The following is a 16,955-nucleotide window of genomic DNA, read 5'->3' as shown; positions in this document are numbered from 1 at the left end:
TTTTTGTTTTTTAATTTTCAGTTTGTTGATGTATCATTATTAACCATGTACCAGTAGTGTGATACCACCAAAGATTTCCCCATTTATATTGTTGATGGCAACAACATCATACCCGGCCAATTCTCCTTTTTGCAATCCTATGTTGGGAATGTCCACCGATAGCAATGTCATTCGTCTTTCAAGGTTCATTTGACGGTATTCGTCAATCTCTTTTTTGAAATCTGATGCTTTTCTTTCACCTGATTGAATCATTTTATGAATTCTCTTCATCTCATCCTCAATCCTTTTTTGCTCTTTCAGGTTATATTTTCCTTCCTGATTGAACTCAAAATGAAAAGCAGCGTCTTTGTATTCAATTTTACCCGGTTGATTTATTTTCAGATCAATTCCTCTTTTGATTTCTCCCAACCGATTTCTCAAATTCGTCAGACGCTTGGGTAACTTTACGTCAATTACATCCGCTACTGTTTCCTTTGCAAAATTCAATCTGAACTCAGCCTTTTCCCTTGGTTTATCGATAATCCTAAAATCCGCAGCAACAGGATGACGTATTGCTAAAACTGCCTCCCTGGTCAACGGAACGAATTTTACTGTCAATTGGGCCTGAGGCATGTGTAGGATATTCAGGTTCATCTGCGTTGCCTGGCCTGCAATATTCAGGTTTTTCTGTCCGATACGCCTGTCCTGCACAGGGTCGAGCAAGGTATCATGAAGCGGGATATCGAGCGGGGAAAAAGAGAACACCCTTGCAAACAGACATTTATGACCTGCATCAGACGGTTCCACCAGATACCGGATGTTTACTTCAGACGAGCTGTAGCAATTTACCCAGGTAGAAGCAATACCCAGTTTTTTTCCAAAACGTGTATCAAAACCCAGACTTGGCGTCACTAAATAAAATTCGACTTTGGCAGAAGGTACGTTTAAATCACCTTTATTGTGTACCAGGCATTTGATATTGTACAATGTGCCGGCATTCAATTCCGTAGTATAAGAGTTCAATGAAGAGACAGGCGAAACCATTACATCAGGCGATCTCCAGTATGCTACATTCGCCCCCGGCCTGTAACCGTTATCGCCTTCATAGGAACGGATGTAGAGATAGGAGCTATCTTTGAAATCCTCGGGCATGCGTCTTTTTTTAACCGGAGAGGCTTCGATTGTCTTATACCATGTTTCCCTGAATTTGACACTCTTTTCCCTGCGTTGGCCCTGAAGCTTTTTGATGATCTCACTGGCCTTATGTATATTTTCTAAACTCATGGCTATGAATGTTTTATTATTTTATAAATCTTAAATCCACATTGATATTATCATCCGAAGGATCTCCACCGGGTACATTTACCTTTAATTTTTCGGGAAAATCAGGAGCATCAACAGAACTCGTTTGCTTTTGCGTCCAGCATAGATAAGAATAGCCTCTGTCCCCGTCCAGGTTAAAATCGATCAAATCTTCTTTATCGGCAAAACGTTCAAATGTTTTTTCAATCAGATCCATTGCATTCCCTAAACTGGCTTTTTCCATCAGTAAACTTTTCAGGCGGGTGCCGTCGTCGTTATGTATGGGATTCACATCGGGAGTCAACCCTTGCAAGCGGTCAAGAATGTCTTTTGGCTGAAAAGGTATTCTGCCAAAAGCGTAATGTAACGATGATTCAGTCAGGTAGCTGTTGAGTGTCCCCATTACAGCGCCTTTTTCATTTTGAGTAACAGGATAAATTAAATGACGTTCCATATTGAACAAGGTATCTTCAAAAGTGGCAGGCATAAATTTCAGCAAAGGCAGATGAGGTACAAACGGCAAGGCGTTGACACCGGTGGGGTCAATATTTGACGGATTGGCGAACTGAGTAAGCCTGGGATCATTCAGATGCTCTTTCATCGGGAAAGCCAATCCATTTAGTGCCACACCAAGCCTGAAATTCTGATAGGCATTGTAGACCTGTTCGTAAATCAGACAAGCAGCAGCACGTATGGTTGACGTTCCGAGGGTAGTAATGGCGCCGGCAATCCCATCTGCGATGGCAGCCGCTGCCATTACCGCTGCAATCACCAATGCGGCCAGGATGATGAAAATACTCAGGATGCCAAAACTTCCGGCATTGTCAATGGCATCTTCAAGAAAATCACCGGCATCGCCAAGATTATCCACTGTCTTTTCCCAGACTTCCCTTATCTCCTTTGAGAATGAATAGGGTACCGGTTCGGGAATGGTGCCTGTGTCGGTAGAACTCCTGAGCCATTTATAATAAATACGATAGGCATTGTTTACATCACCTGCCGATATTTCAGGGCCATATTCCGGTTCGGGATCACCATCTTCCTGGTATACTTTATTGATGGCTTCAGCGATCATTTCAGCCAGATCATCAGGCAATACGGTAAATGGATCCGGTTTGTCGTTCTCGGTATCAATGGTCCCATCAAAATTAAAATTATAAAAAGCATGAATTTTTGAGCGGTTCCAATCGGTTCCTGTAGCATTCAGCAGATTGAAAACATCCTGATAGTTCTCCCCTGTTTTGTGGCGTTGGGCGTGCGAACGATAAGGCCCTCCCGAAATCAGGTTCACATAGGGATGTCCAACGACATCGGCACAATAATGGGTGAGATAACCCAATGCGTATAAGATCTTGGGATCGGAGAAATCTCCGGCCGTAGCATCCAACAGCGCTTTTGTAAATTTGCCTGTTTTACGGTAATGCAGCGCATCGAACCACCACCATTTATCACTTTGCAAAAGTGGCGGCCTGCTTTTATTGGGTACTCCGTCACGATAAGGATGATCAAACACATCAAACAGGTTGAAATCAGAGATGAATTTCTGGACCATCGCCATTAATGTGGCAGAGAATCCGTCCAACAACTGGTTGATATCGTTAAACGTTTGTTGAAGTTCACTCAGCAAAGCCGAATCTTCAATTATTTCGTCCACGGCCTCGCTAAATGCCTCCAAAGCGTCCAATACCGGTTGGGGAACCACGGCGAGCAATTTTTGTTTGAAGTCTTCGATAAAATCCACGACCTCAAAATAAAATTCGGCCATATCGCCAATTGGTCCGGGCATATCTTTTGTGTTGAAAAAAAGATAATCAGGCCCCTGGCAGCCAAAAAACAGGTAAGGCAGGTTCTTGTCGTCTGCCAATAAATTCTGCAACGCAGTGTACTGGGCCGATGTCATCTTTGACCCCAGGCCTTCGTTCAGAGAGATCAATGCTTTTAATCTGTCTGCAATCATGTGATGTAATGCTGGTCCTGGCATAATTTTTAATTTTTTAATCCGTTATTTAATCATTAATTTATCGTCACTGTTTGTCCAAATGTTTATTATCTATTTTCCCGGAAAAATGATTATCTGATAACCCGTTGTCCAAGGATACCTTTCCATGCTTCCAATCCAGGAGGCCAGTACAATGATGATGTCGGCACTTGTCCTGTAACATAATTATTAAAAGGAACATTGGACGAGCGTATATTGGTGAGAAAAGGCGGTCTTAAAATGAAATCTGCTTTTGGTCCAATTAACCCTGATCTGATAAAATTGAACCTTGTAGGCTCACCAATCATTACCCATCTACCGGGATTCAGGTCTGGAGCTATTCCCGCTTCTGCCCAAGAGACCACTCTTGTTTCGGTCTGACTCATAGTAGAGGAGACTATTCTACTTTCTGTGGTGGATAAAACAACTGTTGAAGAAGTCCTGCTTTCAATAGCCCCAGAAATAGGAACCGCGACAGACAAGCCGGCCAAAACTCCGGTCGAAGTATCCCTTACTGCATACAGCCCTTCTAACGTTGCTTCTGCGTATTCGCCCTGCTCAGCCCATAGCATCGCACGTCCTGTATGCTCCCCAATCCCAACACCGGCATTGTACATTACAAATGGAACGTTGGCTACCGGACGAGCAATATGCTCTTCTGCCAGAGCGAGAGGTCCTGCTAAAACTCCTAACCCAAAGAAAACAGTCCTGGCCCACATCGGATTATCGGGGTTTTGCCATTCCCTGTTAGCAGTCTGGTATTGTGTATAGGCAAAGCCCTCCGGGACATATAATGTATAATCAGTTGGAGAAACGGGTGGTGGAGGCATAATTACAGTACCACCAGTAGATATCGTCGGAGAAAGGAGGATAGGCGCCACCCCAGATTCTGTAGTTTCTGAAGTTATCGCTGAAGGATTATCCTGATTTGCTTCAGCCCATACCTGCCAAACCACATCTTCTGGTTGATCGGCATTAGCTGCCCTATAAGAATCGAAATTGACAAAATTGTGTGGATCCGTAGGATCTTGTGTATTAGCCTGTGTTCCTGTCAAATCCAAACAACTTATCGGATTATTTTTCACATACCCATATACATTTACTCCATCCCCAATCCCGATCGGATCACTGCTTAACCATCTTCCCAGCCACGGCAGATAATACCTTGCACTATGGTACTCCAGACCGGTTTCTTCATCGCGTTCCATACCGGTGTAGCGGTAGCGCTTAGCAGCTGATTTTATAGCAGCATTTATGGCTTGGTAAGCCGTGGTACCATAAGGATGGTATTCTTCGTAGCTGATAACCTGTGCCGTGTTATCTAACTCCAAGGCGGCAGAACCTAAGAGATTGTGTAGCTGATAACGAATCAAGTGTTTTTCCGTTCCATCATCCACATCATTTCGGGTTTCAATCATGACAAAGCGGTGATCCTCATCCATCAGTCCCAGGCTTACCCTTTCCAATCCCGCATGTGTACCTGTATACTTTTTATAGTGTTCATAACCCTCTATATAAATGCGTTCCTCTTTTTTGGTAGGCATATTTCCCGGTGCGGCCTGGTTTTCAGTAATCTTACGGATACGCTGGCCGTCGCTATCGTATTGATAATACGTAATTACGGGTGTATTGTCGGCCGTGCAATGTTGCCTGATAGTGCGTACCACTTCTTCCTTAAAGTTCCAGTCGATTTTTTCAAGATGGGGCAGTTCCTCCATATACCCATGCTTTGCATGGTGGCGATATTGCGTATAATCGGCAGGATTGGCGTTGTCTCCTATATGAGTGCTTTTGAGCCGGTTATTGGTAGATTCGTATTCATATCTTCTTGTCCAGTTACCACCTCCGGCGAGGTGCCTCATCTGCATGATATTCCCTACTTCATCGTATTGATAACTCTCTACATAGTTCCGTATTGCCATCGGGTCACCCGGGTTCATGCTGTGCATAAAGGGATTGTCGTTCCAGTTGTCGCAATTGCCGAAATGCAAAGCGCCATTATTTTCCCTGCCGGTGGCTTCAGTTAACCGGTATAGAGCATCATAAGTATACGTGGAAACTCCGGTTATTTTTTGATTATTAAAAAATAATACCGGAATGTTTTTATCCTCCACATGCGTAATGTTCCCGACAGGATCATAAGTATAATACCAATCCTGAAGAGGATCACCATTGTGTCGTTTGCTCTCCAGCCGTTTGAGCCGGAAAGTCTCTTTATCGTAATAAAATTTAGTGCTTACATCATTGCCGTAGATGATTTTATTCCGTTGCCCCTTTTCATTATAATCAATGTCTTTGATATAAACAGATGGGATTGCATAAGTGGGATGCACCACACTTTCTCCATTCAGCAAACCGGCTTCATTGTAAGAAGGGGTAATGATGCTGCCATCCGGTGCCGTTTGTCGGGTAATTCTTCCCAAAGCATCGGTTTGTGTGATGAATTTGAATTCTTCGGGTTCCAGTTCATTCCCCAAATTAGCATCAATCCAGTTGGCTATCTCTTTGTATTTTCTGAATAATTTACGCGTCGTGGCTAAAGGCTGCCCTTTAAAGTTGAAGTCAGGAGTATCAACCAATCCTCCGGTATCATAGTGTTGGATAACCTGACCTAAAATATTTCTGGATTGCAGGGTCATTTCGTTATTTCGGTCTGTTGTCAAAAGACTTTCTCCATATACTATCCTGTCGAAAATGTGATCAAGCGGAGTAGATCCATCACCCCCTATTACCTTGCTATATGTGGGACGTTGCGCTACATCATAAAAATATTGAAACTCGTGGTTTCTTTCATCCCAGGTCCGAAGCGGATTGCCCAGAATATTTGTGAGCAGCCACCTCTGTCCGGCATCCATACTGTTTTGATATACTAAGTTGCCGAGCATATCATACTTGTATTGCATGACAATATTTCCCCGGGCATCAGTAACGGAGCGCAGATTACCTTCCGTGTCCAGATAAACCCGGGTGAGGTAAAACTCATCAGCGTCCGTCGCTATATTTTTATTGTGCTCAACAGAGAGGACCGGCCTGCCCAGGGTGTCGAAATGCAGTATACTGGGTGTGTTTGCATGTTTGGCGGCTTTATCGGCAGCCATTTTTTCCCGGCCCGGCTCTTTGCCTTCCGTTATGAGTGCAGCATCGATAAGACGGTTTGTACGGTTGTTGTACCATGATGATTCCAGAATTGTATCGTTGGCATCATAAATAATTTGTTTCCATGAATCAAATTCCACTTTGGAGAAGGTGCCATCGGGTATTTCGGTCTTAATCAGCCTGCCTGGCGCATCGTAGTACATTACCGGTGTTACACCTGTTTCTACCAATTCTTTATAGTCTTCGTATCCCCAGTCTACTGAAAAATAGGGCTCATATTGTTTGACAGCATTGTCTTTGTTGTTTTTGATGGTTCTGCCATCGCCTATCCAACGAAGTTGTTTGGGATTGAGGGAAGCGGTATCTATTTCAGACACTGAAATTGAATCATCAGGATTTACAGTAACCTGTTTCGCTTTTCCGGGAGCCGCCTGCACTTTTTTCATGATCACTTCGCCCATGCCGTTGGAATATTCGAAAACCATCTGAACGGGAGAATCAGAAAGCTGCTGAAAATGTTGCTCCCGTATAATAGCTGCCACTACAGCAGGTTTACCGTGATTAATATAAGCTTCAAAGTCATATACAAATCTCGAAGAAGCATGATTCAATAAATTCTTTCCTGAACCGGTGAGTTGTGTGGAATCGGAAGATTGGAGAAAATTGAAAATAGCTGTTAATTCTGCAGCGTCTGTAATTTCAGAAAAGCCGGAGAGGTCATCTGCCTCATTGCCTTTTCCCATCACTGCCACCGCCTTAACCAAGCCCAGTTCATCCACAACAGCCTCAGATAAATTGCCGTTGATATCTTTCATCCTTCGGGAAGAAAGCGTACGGAAGTTAAATGCATCAACCCTGGCTTTATTACCCAATACATCTTCGGTTTCTTCTATAAAAAGGAAATAGGAACCATAGTACTTTACTTTGGTTACAGCTCCGTATGGATCTGTATAAGAGACCGGACAATAGAAACGATCCTGCGCATCCGTCTGACTTTCTGATGATGCTTTAAATTGAATTGTACCGGATCGGATCCACCAATTATCATCTCCCTCACTATGTGTAAATCTACCTTCAGCAAGAATTCCCGCATCCACCTTTGTGCCAAAAATATCTGTTATCAACTCAGGAGTGTAGGCCAATTGATAACTTTCATAAGGAAGTGCCAAAGATTCCAGATGATGCAATGGCAAAGTTCCGGTTAAATTATTTCGATAATAAATAGTGCGGACATGTTCAATCAATCTTTTTTGTGCTTTTCCTGAGGTTAACGGTTTGTTAAACTCATGATAAAAGGCAGTGTCTGAATTTACATCCGAAAGAATGTCTGTAAAGTCTGCCGGTATATAATAGACTCCCGATTTTGCTACGCCTTTCAATTCATACGTTTTTACTTCAGATGACATCCTCAAACGATGTGTGTTTTCACCCGGAACATCATTGGTAAATTGGTTATGGCTATATATGATAACCGTTTTACTTTGTTCCTGCTGCGTTTCGACTGGAAGCGAAGAATCGGGGTTTAACCGGGGATACACTACCGATGCAGCTTCCAATATATTACCGTATTCGTCTAACCGGATATTCAGATCATGCTCGATCCTCGGATCGTCGGGATTGCGTTCATAGCTATACGTAATAGCTTCGCTTTCCTTTACAACAAAAACGGCATGTTTGTTTTTGCCTCGTGGCTGCAATAGTTCTATCACACAATTATGGGTAGCTGCCGAAAATGGAATCAACTCTTTTTTACGGGCTTCCATGGTATTTCCAAATTGAACGGCATCTTTAGCAAAAGTTTCAACACGCAAATCCATACCTTTACATGCACGCAGGGCTTCCCGCCACTCATCCGCAGTCAGTTGGTCAATTAATGAGACATCCATCCCTTCGGGCACCGTAAGATGCGCATCGGGCAAGGCAATCTCAGGGTGGGTTATAATTCCGAATTCCTTTTCATATTCATTGTACCAGTAATCTTTTTCATATTGATTGAGGATTCTGTCATTTCTCAAAAATGCTCCGGTATGATACCAGTTTTTAACAACGACAGGTTCCTGATGTAATGCTTGTTCGGTAATGTTGGTCGCATCTTGTTTTACCCAGTGTGCAAAGGTCTCGGCATCGGTTTGTTCCACCATGCCAAATCCGCGGAATTCCCGTTCTCCATGGTCATAATACCCATGATGATATTTGTAAGAACTTTCAAGGCGGTAACCCGAAATTTTATCCTCGATAATGGTTTTCGAAATACAGTGCACCGGAAAATGCAGTTTGGTTACCCAGGGTTTTCCGGCAAGCTTATCATCCATATAAAATTTTGTGGAGGGTGTATATTCCAATGATACTTCTTTACCCAGATTATTTTTATAAGAAACCATGATATGCGGTTTCTTACTATTCATCAGATCGATGTATTTTAATGGAGCATTGGCATCTTTTGATAAAGGACTTGACCATACAATGCATGCCACTCCATTCCCTGACAAATCGGTCACGGTTATTGCGGACTGCGGATGAATTTCAGGAAAGGGATTGATTTCAAACGGAGCAATGTCAAACTGGTTTCCACTTAAATTTTTCCAGCAGGTGAATTTATTTTTTCCCAGGTAAATAATATCCGAAGTGCCTGACCCATCAATATCTGCCAGTCTTACATAGTCGGGATTGAAAGCATCAGGATGATCAAAAACAGGAGATTGGTCCATTGTTACTTTGGCTCCGAATTTTCCATATCCTATATTGGGCCAGTAGCAGACTTCACCATTCCGGATCCTCAGAATATCGGTCATTCCATCACCCGACATATCGGCGAGGTAAATGGTTTGTTTAGCGTCAGCAAAAACAATATGCGGACCTTCTTCTTCGTCAAAAGGTTTGGATGTTTTTCGTGCAGTAGTAAAACCACCTCTGCCTTCAGATGCATACCATGTAAAAACAGTATCTTCTGAAATTACTATTTCGGGCTTCCCATCTCCATCCAGGTCGAGCATCCGGGTATTGGGATCACCAAAATCAATATTGGGTAACCCTTTAAACGAACGTAATCCTTGCCATTCATTGTCATCGTCCAGTTCAAAATAGCCCCGTGGTTCTTCCTCAAAACTGACCAATTGCTTACCTCCATCCGCATCCAGATCGTTCAATTGGAGCTGGCCGCCCAATCCCATGAAAGATGGTTTGGGAGAAACTAATTTCGCCTGTTCGAACATGAGTTCCGCCTCACCATCATTGTTACGGATACCAAGATTATGTTTGTAATACCAACCATTTGCCTGTTCTGAAAGAATACCGGCAAGTCCCTCATTGTATAAATCTACAAATTGATAAGGAGCATGTTCTATACCTGTAGGAGCATGCATCAACGCTTCCTGTGAAACAGTTTTTATTTCACTGTTCCATTCATGCTTCTGGTATTCAAACTCCATGGGAGGAAATTTTTTATAGGAATAGGAACCATCCGGTTTTTTTATATATCCGTATGAGGAAATGGATTTCAGAAAGGTAAAATCCTGCCCGGAAGAAATGTCGTATTCAAAATTTAATGACCGGACAAGTCCGTCGTATTCATTAGCTCCTTTGAAATGGTGAAACAATAAAACCCTTTTGCAAAGCCGGGTTGTACGGATTTCAAATCCGGCTTTGTAATCAGAGAAAGCATCCTGTCTGAAATCCCATGGATTTAATTGATCTATGTGTTGCGTAGTATAATCGGTTGTCCCGTAATCAAACAGTGTTTCAAATAAATAATCTGTCTCATCAGGAAAGGCATCTCCAAATTGCCTGTAAGGTGTTTTATTGCCATACAATACCTTATCTATATACAGATTGGTATAGGAAATGGTACCATCTTTCAGCCGGTTACGATTGTGTAACAATGATTCATCAAAACCAATTTCATCTTCTTTTTTATAGAGATAATGCGTACAATTTCCTTTATCGTCAAACTCAAATTCAGGTAGCCATTCATATATTTTCAAAGAATCAACCGGATCAGATAAAATGGAATTGTCCGTCCATCCGAAAAGAGTGGTTCTGTTTTCCCGGGTGATTACGCGCCATCTGATCCTGCCATTTGATTTTTCCGTCCACCGTTCTATACGGGCAAACAGACCTTCTATACGTGGTCTGTAGTTTCTGATAGTGAACAATCCATCTGTCGAATTTCTTTCGTTCAGGATGTATTCGTTATCAGCATCCACAGTAAAAGTTCCATCAGGATTCTTTTTAAATTCCGGCACCAGGTCCTCTGCCTCTGAAAACAAGAATGTATCCGAATCTATGGAGTCAAGATACTGAGGCAATTCTTTATCTGTTTTACGCTTGATTGAGCCTACACTCAAGTTCCAACCCAAACCAAAAATACTATTGCCCGACCCTGAGTTATAAAATAAATCTAAAGTAGGAGAATCACCCCTCGCCGGAGAGAATGGAAGTGGAATGGAAAATGAAGCAGTTCCATTTACAGCATTCACAGAAAATTTTTCATCAATTCCTTTTATGGCACCACCACCTTTGGGTAATGAAATGGATGGTACTTCTATCGCATTGGATTCGGTTTTTCCTCCATCTGTTTTGAGAAATTGAAAGCTGGATTTATTTGATGATTGCGCATTCATTTTTTATTGTCTTTAGCGATTGAGGACGCTGGCAAACATAATTGGATGCGGGGTTAAAATGGTAGGATTATACATGCGAAAATTTGTACAAATCGTGCATTAACAATAAAATGTATTTGTACTATTTGCGCATAATTCAATCATAAGTATCTGATATTTAATACATAAAAAATACAATTTTTATTATCCGGAAATTATCCGGAATGACTGTGAAATGAATAGTATCCGGATATTCGTCGGTTTACAGTGATTTAACAGGTAAAATTTTATTCAAAAACCTTACCTTTGCAACTATGGCAAGATCTCAGTTCTTAATAGGAGCATCATCATCGGGAAGCGGAAAGACTATGCTGACCATCGGGTTGTTGCGAGCATTCAAAAACCGGGGGTTACAGGTACAACCGTTTAAGTGTGGTCCCGACTATATCGATACGAAATTCCACGAACTGGCGGCGGGTAAACCCTCTATCAACCTGGATCTGTTCCTTTCCTCACAAGAACATGTAAAGCAATTGTACTCGACCTATACGTCCGGCTGTGATATTGCCCTGACCGAAGGGGTTATGGGCCTTTTCGACGGATTTGACAAGTGGCAGGGCAGCGGTGCACATATTGCCGAAATACTCGATATACCTATTATACTGGTCTTGAATCCCAAAGCAACGGCCTACTCCGTAGCACCTATCCTGTATGGTTTTAAAAATTTTCACAAGAATATATCTATTGCAGGTGTTATTTTTAATATGGTCAATTCCGACAGCCATTACCGGTTTTTACAGGATGCCTGCAATGATGTGGGTATACCCGCATTGGGACGTCTGCCGAAAAACAACGATCTGGAGATTCCGTCGCGTCATCTCGGATTGAGTATCGACGGCAACCTGCTTTTGGATGAATTTGCTGAGAAAGCGGGCCATTTTGTGGAGCAACATCTCCCTATTGATGAAATACTGGAGATGACCCGGAAAAGCTCAACTCCGCCTGTTCTCTCAAAGGAAAACGCGGTATCACACCGCAAAGTGTTAAAATCCGCTGTCGCCACTGACGAAGCTTTTGCTTTTTACTACCATGAAAATATCGAGTATCTGAAAAAGAGAGGAACGGTCACTTTTTTCAGTCCGATGCACGATCAGGAACTACCTGATGCCGATTTTATATACCTTCCGGGTGGATATCCGGAATTATATCCCGACAAATTAAGTGAGAACACATCTATGCTGGAGAGCATCCGCCGTTATGTAGAGCAGGGAGGACGACTGCTGGCTGAGTGCGGAGGGATGATGTACCTTTCATCCTGCATTGCCGATAAAACCGGAAAAGAGTATCCCATGGTTAATATTTTTAAACAAAAAGCCAGTATGGAAGCAATGAAACTCACACTGGGGTACCGGCAATTCACATCGAATGGTATCTGTGTGAAGGGACATGAATTTCATTACTCGTCCGTTTCCGGAAATGAAGAAAGTTTCATCACTCAATACAATGCCAAAGGTATTCCGGTTGATACGAAACTATTACGCTATAAGAATGCAATTGCCGGATATACACATATCTACTGGGCAGAAATGGATGATTTGATGCTGCTGTTCGATTAGAAGATACTGTATTTACGTTTCGTAAGTCGTCGTATGATTGCAACTAAGCATTCGTCTGACGATGTTTTGTGACCCATTATAGCTCTCGTTCACTAAAAGAGTAGAACTCGCTTCGCTCAGACAACTACTCTTTTTTACGTTCATCTTGAGCTATGGGTCCCCACAAATCATCTAAATGTCTTCGCTTTAGTTGCATACATTCAAATTTACACACGAAAGTTGAGTTATTTATCGAATATTTGCAATCAAAAGTTCAACCTTATAGATAAAAACTATATCCTATCATTTTTATTATTCTTATTATACAAAAAGAGCTATCTTTGCATCCGATTTTTGGTGTTCCGATCACGAGGTCTCGCGATCGGAATGAAAAGGGAATCAGGTGAAAGTCCTGAACAGACCCGCTGCTGTAAGCTCCGCTTACGTGCTGAACAAATAACCCAATGCCACTGTCCCGATCAGGGATGGGAAGGCGTTCAGACACGGGAGTAAGTCAGAAGACCTGCCAGAAACGCAAGAACAACACAAGTGAAAGTGTCCCGGGTTTTTGGATACAGAACCGGATGAATGAATTCTTCCTATCGCAAGAATAATTCACCAATTTATTATTTATCATAAATGAAGTATGTAAAGCGTACGTCAGTTATGCTGCTTGTATTGGGTATGCTGGCTTCGAATGCTGTTGTGGCACAGGATAGCGCCTATGGTGTGAATTATGCAATCCTCTCTCCGGGACGAACGGTATATATGAGTCTTGCAATCAACTTTTCAAAATAAATCAATGATAATATGAAAACGATTTTCACTTCTTTCTTTATGCTACTGACTACGTTCGGTTTATTAGCCCATGGCGGCGGGAATTATGAACATTCCGATTTCTTCGGCTCAATGCAGATCGGTGACAAAGCTGCTATTCTGATGGTGCATTTCGGCACCACACATGACGATACACGCGCATTGACAATTGATGTACTAAACGATCGCGTAAGACAACAGTTCCCGGATCTGGAAGTCCGTGAAGCCTATACCTCCCGGATTGTGATAAAGCGTTTGGGTGACAGAGGCATCACAAAGTCAGATCCACTTGAAGTGCTTCAACAACTCAAATCGGAGGGATATACCCATATCCTCATCCAGTCTTCCACCATTATCGACGGGAAAGAGATGGAATCTCTTGAGAGAAATGCGGCTGAAGTAAAAGATCAATTTAAGGAGGTACGTGTCGGAAAACCACTGCTTTACGATCCGGATGATTATGAAGCAGTCATTGCGGCAATCACCAAAGGAGCAGATAAAAATCTCGCTTACGTTCTGGTAGGACACGGCACATACGATTCAACCACGGCGCAATATGCGATGCTCGACTATATGCTGAAGGCAAAAGGACATCAGAACTTCATCGTGGGAACAATCGAAGGATATCCCGAATATGACGATATGCTGGCTCAATTGCAACAGTCAGGATTGAAAAAGGTCGTTTTAGTGCCGTTTATGTTTGTCGCAGGTGAACATGCCAAAAACGACATTGAGGGCGACTGGAAAGAAGAACTCGAAAAGGCGGGTTATACCGTCGAAGTAAAGATGCAGGGGCTCGGGGAGAATGTTGAGATACAGGATATTTTTATTAACCATCTTAAATTCAAAACCCGCCACCGCAAACTGGACATCATGGAAAAGAAAGCGAAGTACCGTCAAACGGGAGAAAAAGAGGACTAAAAAAAGTAATTTGACAATCATTATAAGTAAAATCATGTCGAAAGGAAAGATCATTGTTGCCGGTATAGGTCCCGGAGGCAAAGAAGATATTACACCTGCAGTACTTGATGCGATAGCCGTGTCGGATGTCATTGTGGGATATAAATACTATTTCCGGTTTGTTGAGAATATCATCAAGCCTGGAACGCCCTGTATAGATACGGGCATGAAAAAAGAACGCGAACGGGCTTTACAGGCTTTTGAATATGCGGAGCAGGACAAGAGGGTTTGTGTAATCAGTTCCGGCGATGCAGGGATCTATGGCATGGCGCCACTTGTTCATGAGATGAAAACCGAGCGCAACAGCGATGTGGAAGTGGAAATCCTGCCCGGCATCAGTGCATTTCAGAAAGCAGCCGCCTTGTTGGGGTGTCCGGTAGGGCATGATTTCTGTGTGATCTCGCTTTCCGACCTGATGACGCCCTGGAACAAGATAGAAAAACGGATAGAAGCGGCTGCGACAGCCGATTTCGTTACGGCGGTTTACAACCCTAAAAGCAAGGGGCGCTATTGGCAATTGTACCGTCTGCAGGAGATATTTTTACGGCACTGTTCACCCGAAACACCGGTCGGTTATGTCCGCCAGGCGGGACGTGATGAACAGGAGATCAAAGTCACCACGCTGGAGAAATTTGATCCCGAAGAGGTGGATATGTTCACTGTGGTAATCATCGGCAACTCACAATCCTACTTTTCTGCAGACAACACCTTTATCACTCCTCGGGGTTACTATCGTGAAGATATCGACAATGGCGCCAGGAATATAGGACAGGATATTATGATCCGCAGTTTCCGGACAATCGACGGTGAATTAAAAGACCGCGATATTGCGTTGGATAAGAAATGGGCGTTGCTGCATGCGATCCATACCACTGCCGATTTCGACATGGAGAATATTCTCTATACCGATGAGAACGCCGTGGAAAAACTGCATAAACAATGCAGGAACGGGCAGATCAAGTATATAATCTCCGATGTAACCATGGTTGTTTCCGGAATTCGTAAAGGAGCCTTAGAGCGACTCGGAATAGAAGCCAAATGTTACCTGTACGACCCACGCGTGGCAGCACTGGCGGAAGAGAAGGGGATCACCCGTACGCAAGCCGGAATCCGGCTGGCTGTAGCGGAACATCCCGATGCATTGTTCGTCTTCGGTAATGCACCGACTGCGCTTATCGAATTATGCGAATTGATCCGCAAAGACAAAGCCCATCCCGCAGGTATTATTGCCGCACCGGTCGGCTTTGTCAATGTACGCGAGTCGAAACATATGACCAAGCCGTTCAGGCATATCCCCAAACTGATCGTGGAGGGGCGTAAAGGTGGAAGCAATCTCGCTGCTACGCTTGTAAATTCCATTCTCACGCTCGATGATGCAGCGCAGCTCAAGCCGGGAAAAGACATGTAAGACGTATGTAAATGAACTTCTTTATTATAGGCATAGATGACAACAGGGAACAGTACTTTACACCCGAAGTACAGCAGGTGATACAATCACATACTCTCTTTTCGGGTGGGATACGACATTATGAGATTGTCAAGCCCTATTTGCCTTTGGAGCATAGTTGGATACCCATTACGGTACCTCTCTCCGATGTGTTCGAACAATACCACTCTCACGAGTCGGTGGTGGTCTTCGCATCGGGTGATCCTTTATTCTATGGCTTTGCCAACACGGTGTTGCGTGAGATACCGGAAGCAGAAGTAAAGGTTTTCCCGTTCTTTAACTCTTTGCAATTGTTGGCACACCGACTGCTGATGCCTTATCATAATATGCACGTTGTGTCACTTACAGGACGTTCATGGAACAAATTCGATGAAGCGCTGATACGGGGTTACGAAAAGATCGGGATATTGACTGATAATAAGGAGCACACACCGTCTGCCATCGCTGCACGAATGCTGGAATATGGGTATGACAATTATACGATGTCAGTAGGTGAACTGCTTGGAAACGGAGAAAAGGAAAAAGTGTCGGATTGGAGATTGGAAGAAGTAGTTGGTAAAACATTCGCATTTCCCAATAATCTTATTTTGCGGCGCACCTATCTGCGTCCGCGACCGTTCGGTATTCCCGAATCCGATTTTCACTTGCTTGACGGGAGGGCCAGGATGATTACCAAAATGCCTATCCGGTTACTGTCGCTCAGTATGCTTGATTTGCATGATCGCCACGTTTTCTGGGACATCGGTTTCTGTACCGGGTCGGTATCGGTAGAAGCGAAACTGCAATTTCCACACCTGCGTATCATAGCATTTGAACAACGTCCCGAAGGAGAACAGTTGATACATGATAACGCAAGAAAATTCGGTACACCCGGTATCGAGACGGTCATCGGCGATTTCGCACAAATCGATATTACCCCCTACCCCAGTCCCGACGCAGTTTTCATTGGCGGACACGGAGGGAAGATGGATGAAATCATAGAAAAGACCAGCGATCTGTTGGCAGATGACGGTGTGATTGTTTTCAACTCCGTATCGGAAGAGAGCCGCCAGCTATTTCTGAAGGCTATTGACAGATACAACTTGCAATTGAGGCAAACGATCCGTATCCAAACGGATGACTTCAACCCGATTGATGTGATGAAAGCAACCAAATAGATGAAAGCGCTAATATTCAAAACCATA

The 16,955-nt window shown here is 43.3% G+C and carries 8 protein-coding genes and 1 riboswitch; of the genes, 5 read left to right on the top strand and 3 right to left on the bottom strand.

All coding sequences use genetic code 11. The annotated features are described in order from the left end of the window. Positions 1–39: 39 nt before the first annotated feature. The 3 genes from U2P89_RS05640 to U2P89_RS05630 form a co-directional block, all read right to left on the bottom strand. Positions 40–1,263: a hypothetical protein gene (locus U2P89_RS05640; RefSeq protein WP_322190865.1), complete on the bottom strand. Its 1,224-nt coding sequence runs from the start codon at positions 1,261–1,263 to the stop codon at positions 40–42. Positions 1,264–1,279: 16 nt separating this feature from the next. Beyond that, entirely contained in the window at positions 1,280–3,262 is a 1,983-nt protein-coding gene (locus U2P89_RS05635; protein ID WP_322190864.1) for a zinc dependent phospholipase C family protein, read from the bottom strand. An 89-nt stretch (positions 3,263–3,351) separates the two neighbouring features. Next, complete coding sequence (locus U2P89_RS05630) at positions 3,352–10,974, bottom strand: SpvB/TcaC N-terminal domain-containing protein (RefSeq protein ID WP_322190863.1); 7,623 nt, start codon at positions 10,972–10,974, stop codon at positions 3,352–3,354. Between the two features lie 293 nt (positions 10,975–11,267). On the opposite strand from U2P89_RS05630, the gene U2P89_RS05625 reads away from it, so the two are divergent. From U2P89_RS05625 to cbiE, 5 genes are all read left to right on the top strand, one after another. Next, the gene (locus U2P89_RS05625) at positions 11,268–12,569 is read left to right on the top strand and encodes a cobyrinate a,c-diamide synthase (protein ID WP_322190862.1); all 1,302 of its coding nucleotides are present in this window, start codon (positions 11,268–11,270) and stop codon (positions 12,567–12,569) included. Between the two features lie 317 nt (positions 12,570–12,886). Further along, positions 12,887–13,094, top strand: a riboswitch (cobalamin riboswitch). A gap of 93 nt (positions 13,095–13,187) precedes the next feature. Further along, positions 13,188–13,346, top strand: coding sequence for a hypothetical protein (locus U2P89_RS05620; protein ID WP_154670991.1), 159 nt, complete (start codon positions 13,188–13,190; stop codon positions 13,344–13,346). 12 nt (positions 13,347–13,358) lie between these two features. Further along, complete coding sequence (locus U2P89_RS05615) at positions 13,359–14,285, top strand: sirohydrochlorin cobaltochelatase (protein ID WP_322190861.1); 927 nt, start codon at positions 13,359–13,361, stop codon at positions 14,283–14,285. 34 nt (positions 14,286–14,319) lie between these two features. Continuing rightward, on the top strand, positions 14,320–15,732 hold the full coding sequence (cobJ, locus tag U2P89_RS05610) for a precorrin-3B C(17)-methyltransferase (RefSeq protein WP_322190860.1): 1,413 nt from the start codon (positions 14,320–14,322) through the stop codon (positions 15,730–15,732). A gap of 11 nt (positions 15,733–15,743) precedes the next feature. Beyond that, entirely contained in the window at positions 15,744–16,928 is a 1,185-nt protein-coding gene (gene cbiE, locus U2P89_RS05605) for a precorrin-6y C5,15-methyltransferase (decarboxylating) subunit CbiE (RefSeq protein WP_322190859.1), read from the top strand. Positions 16,929–16,955 lie beyond the last annotated feature (27 nt).

The organism is Proteiniphilum sp., from assembly GCF_034331125.1.
Classification (GTDB): domain Bacteria; phylum Bacteroidota; class Bacteroidia; order Bacteroidales; family Dysgonomonadaceae; genus Proteiniphilum; species Proteiniphilum saccharofermentans.
The sequence above is the reverse complement of the archived record's forward strand: the minus strand, read 5'-3'. Positions and strand labels throughout refer to the sequence as shown.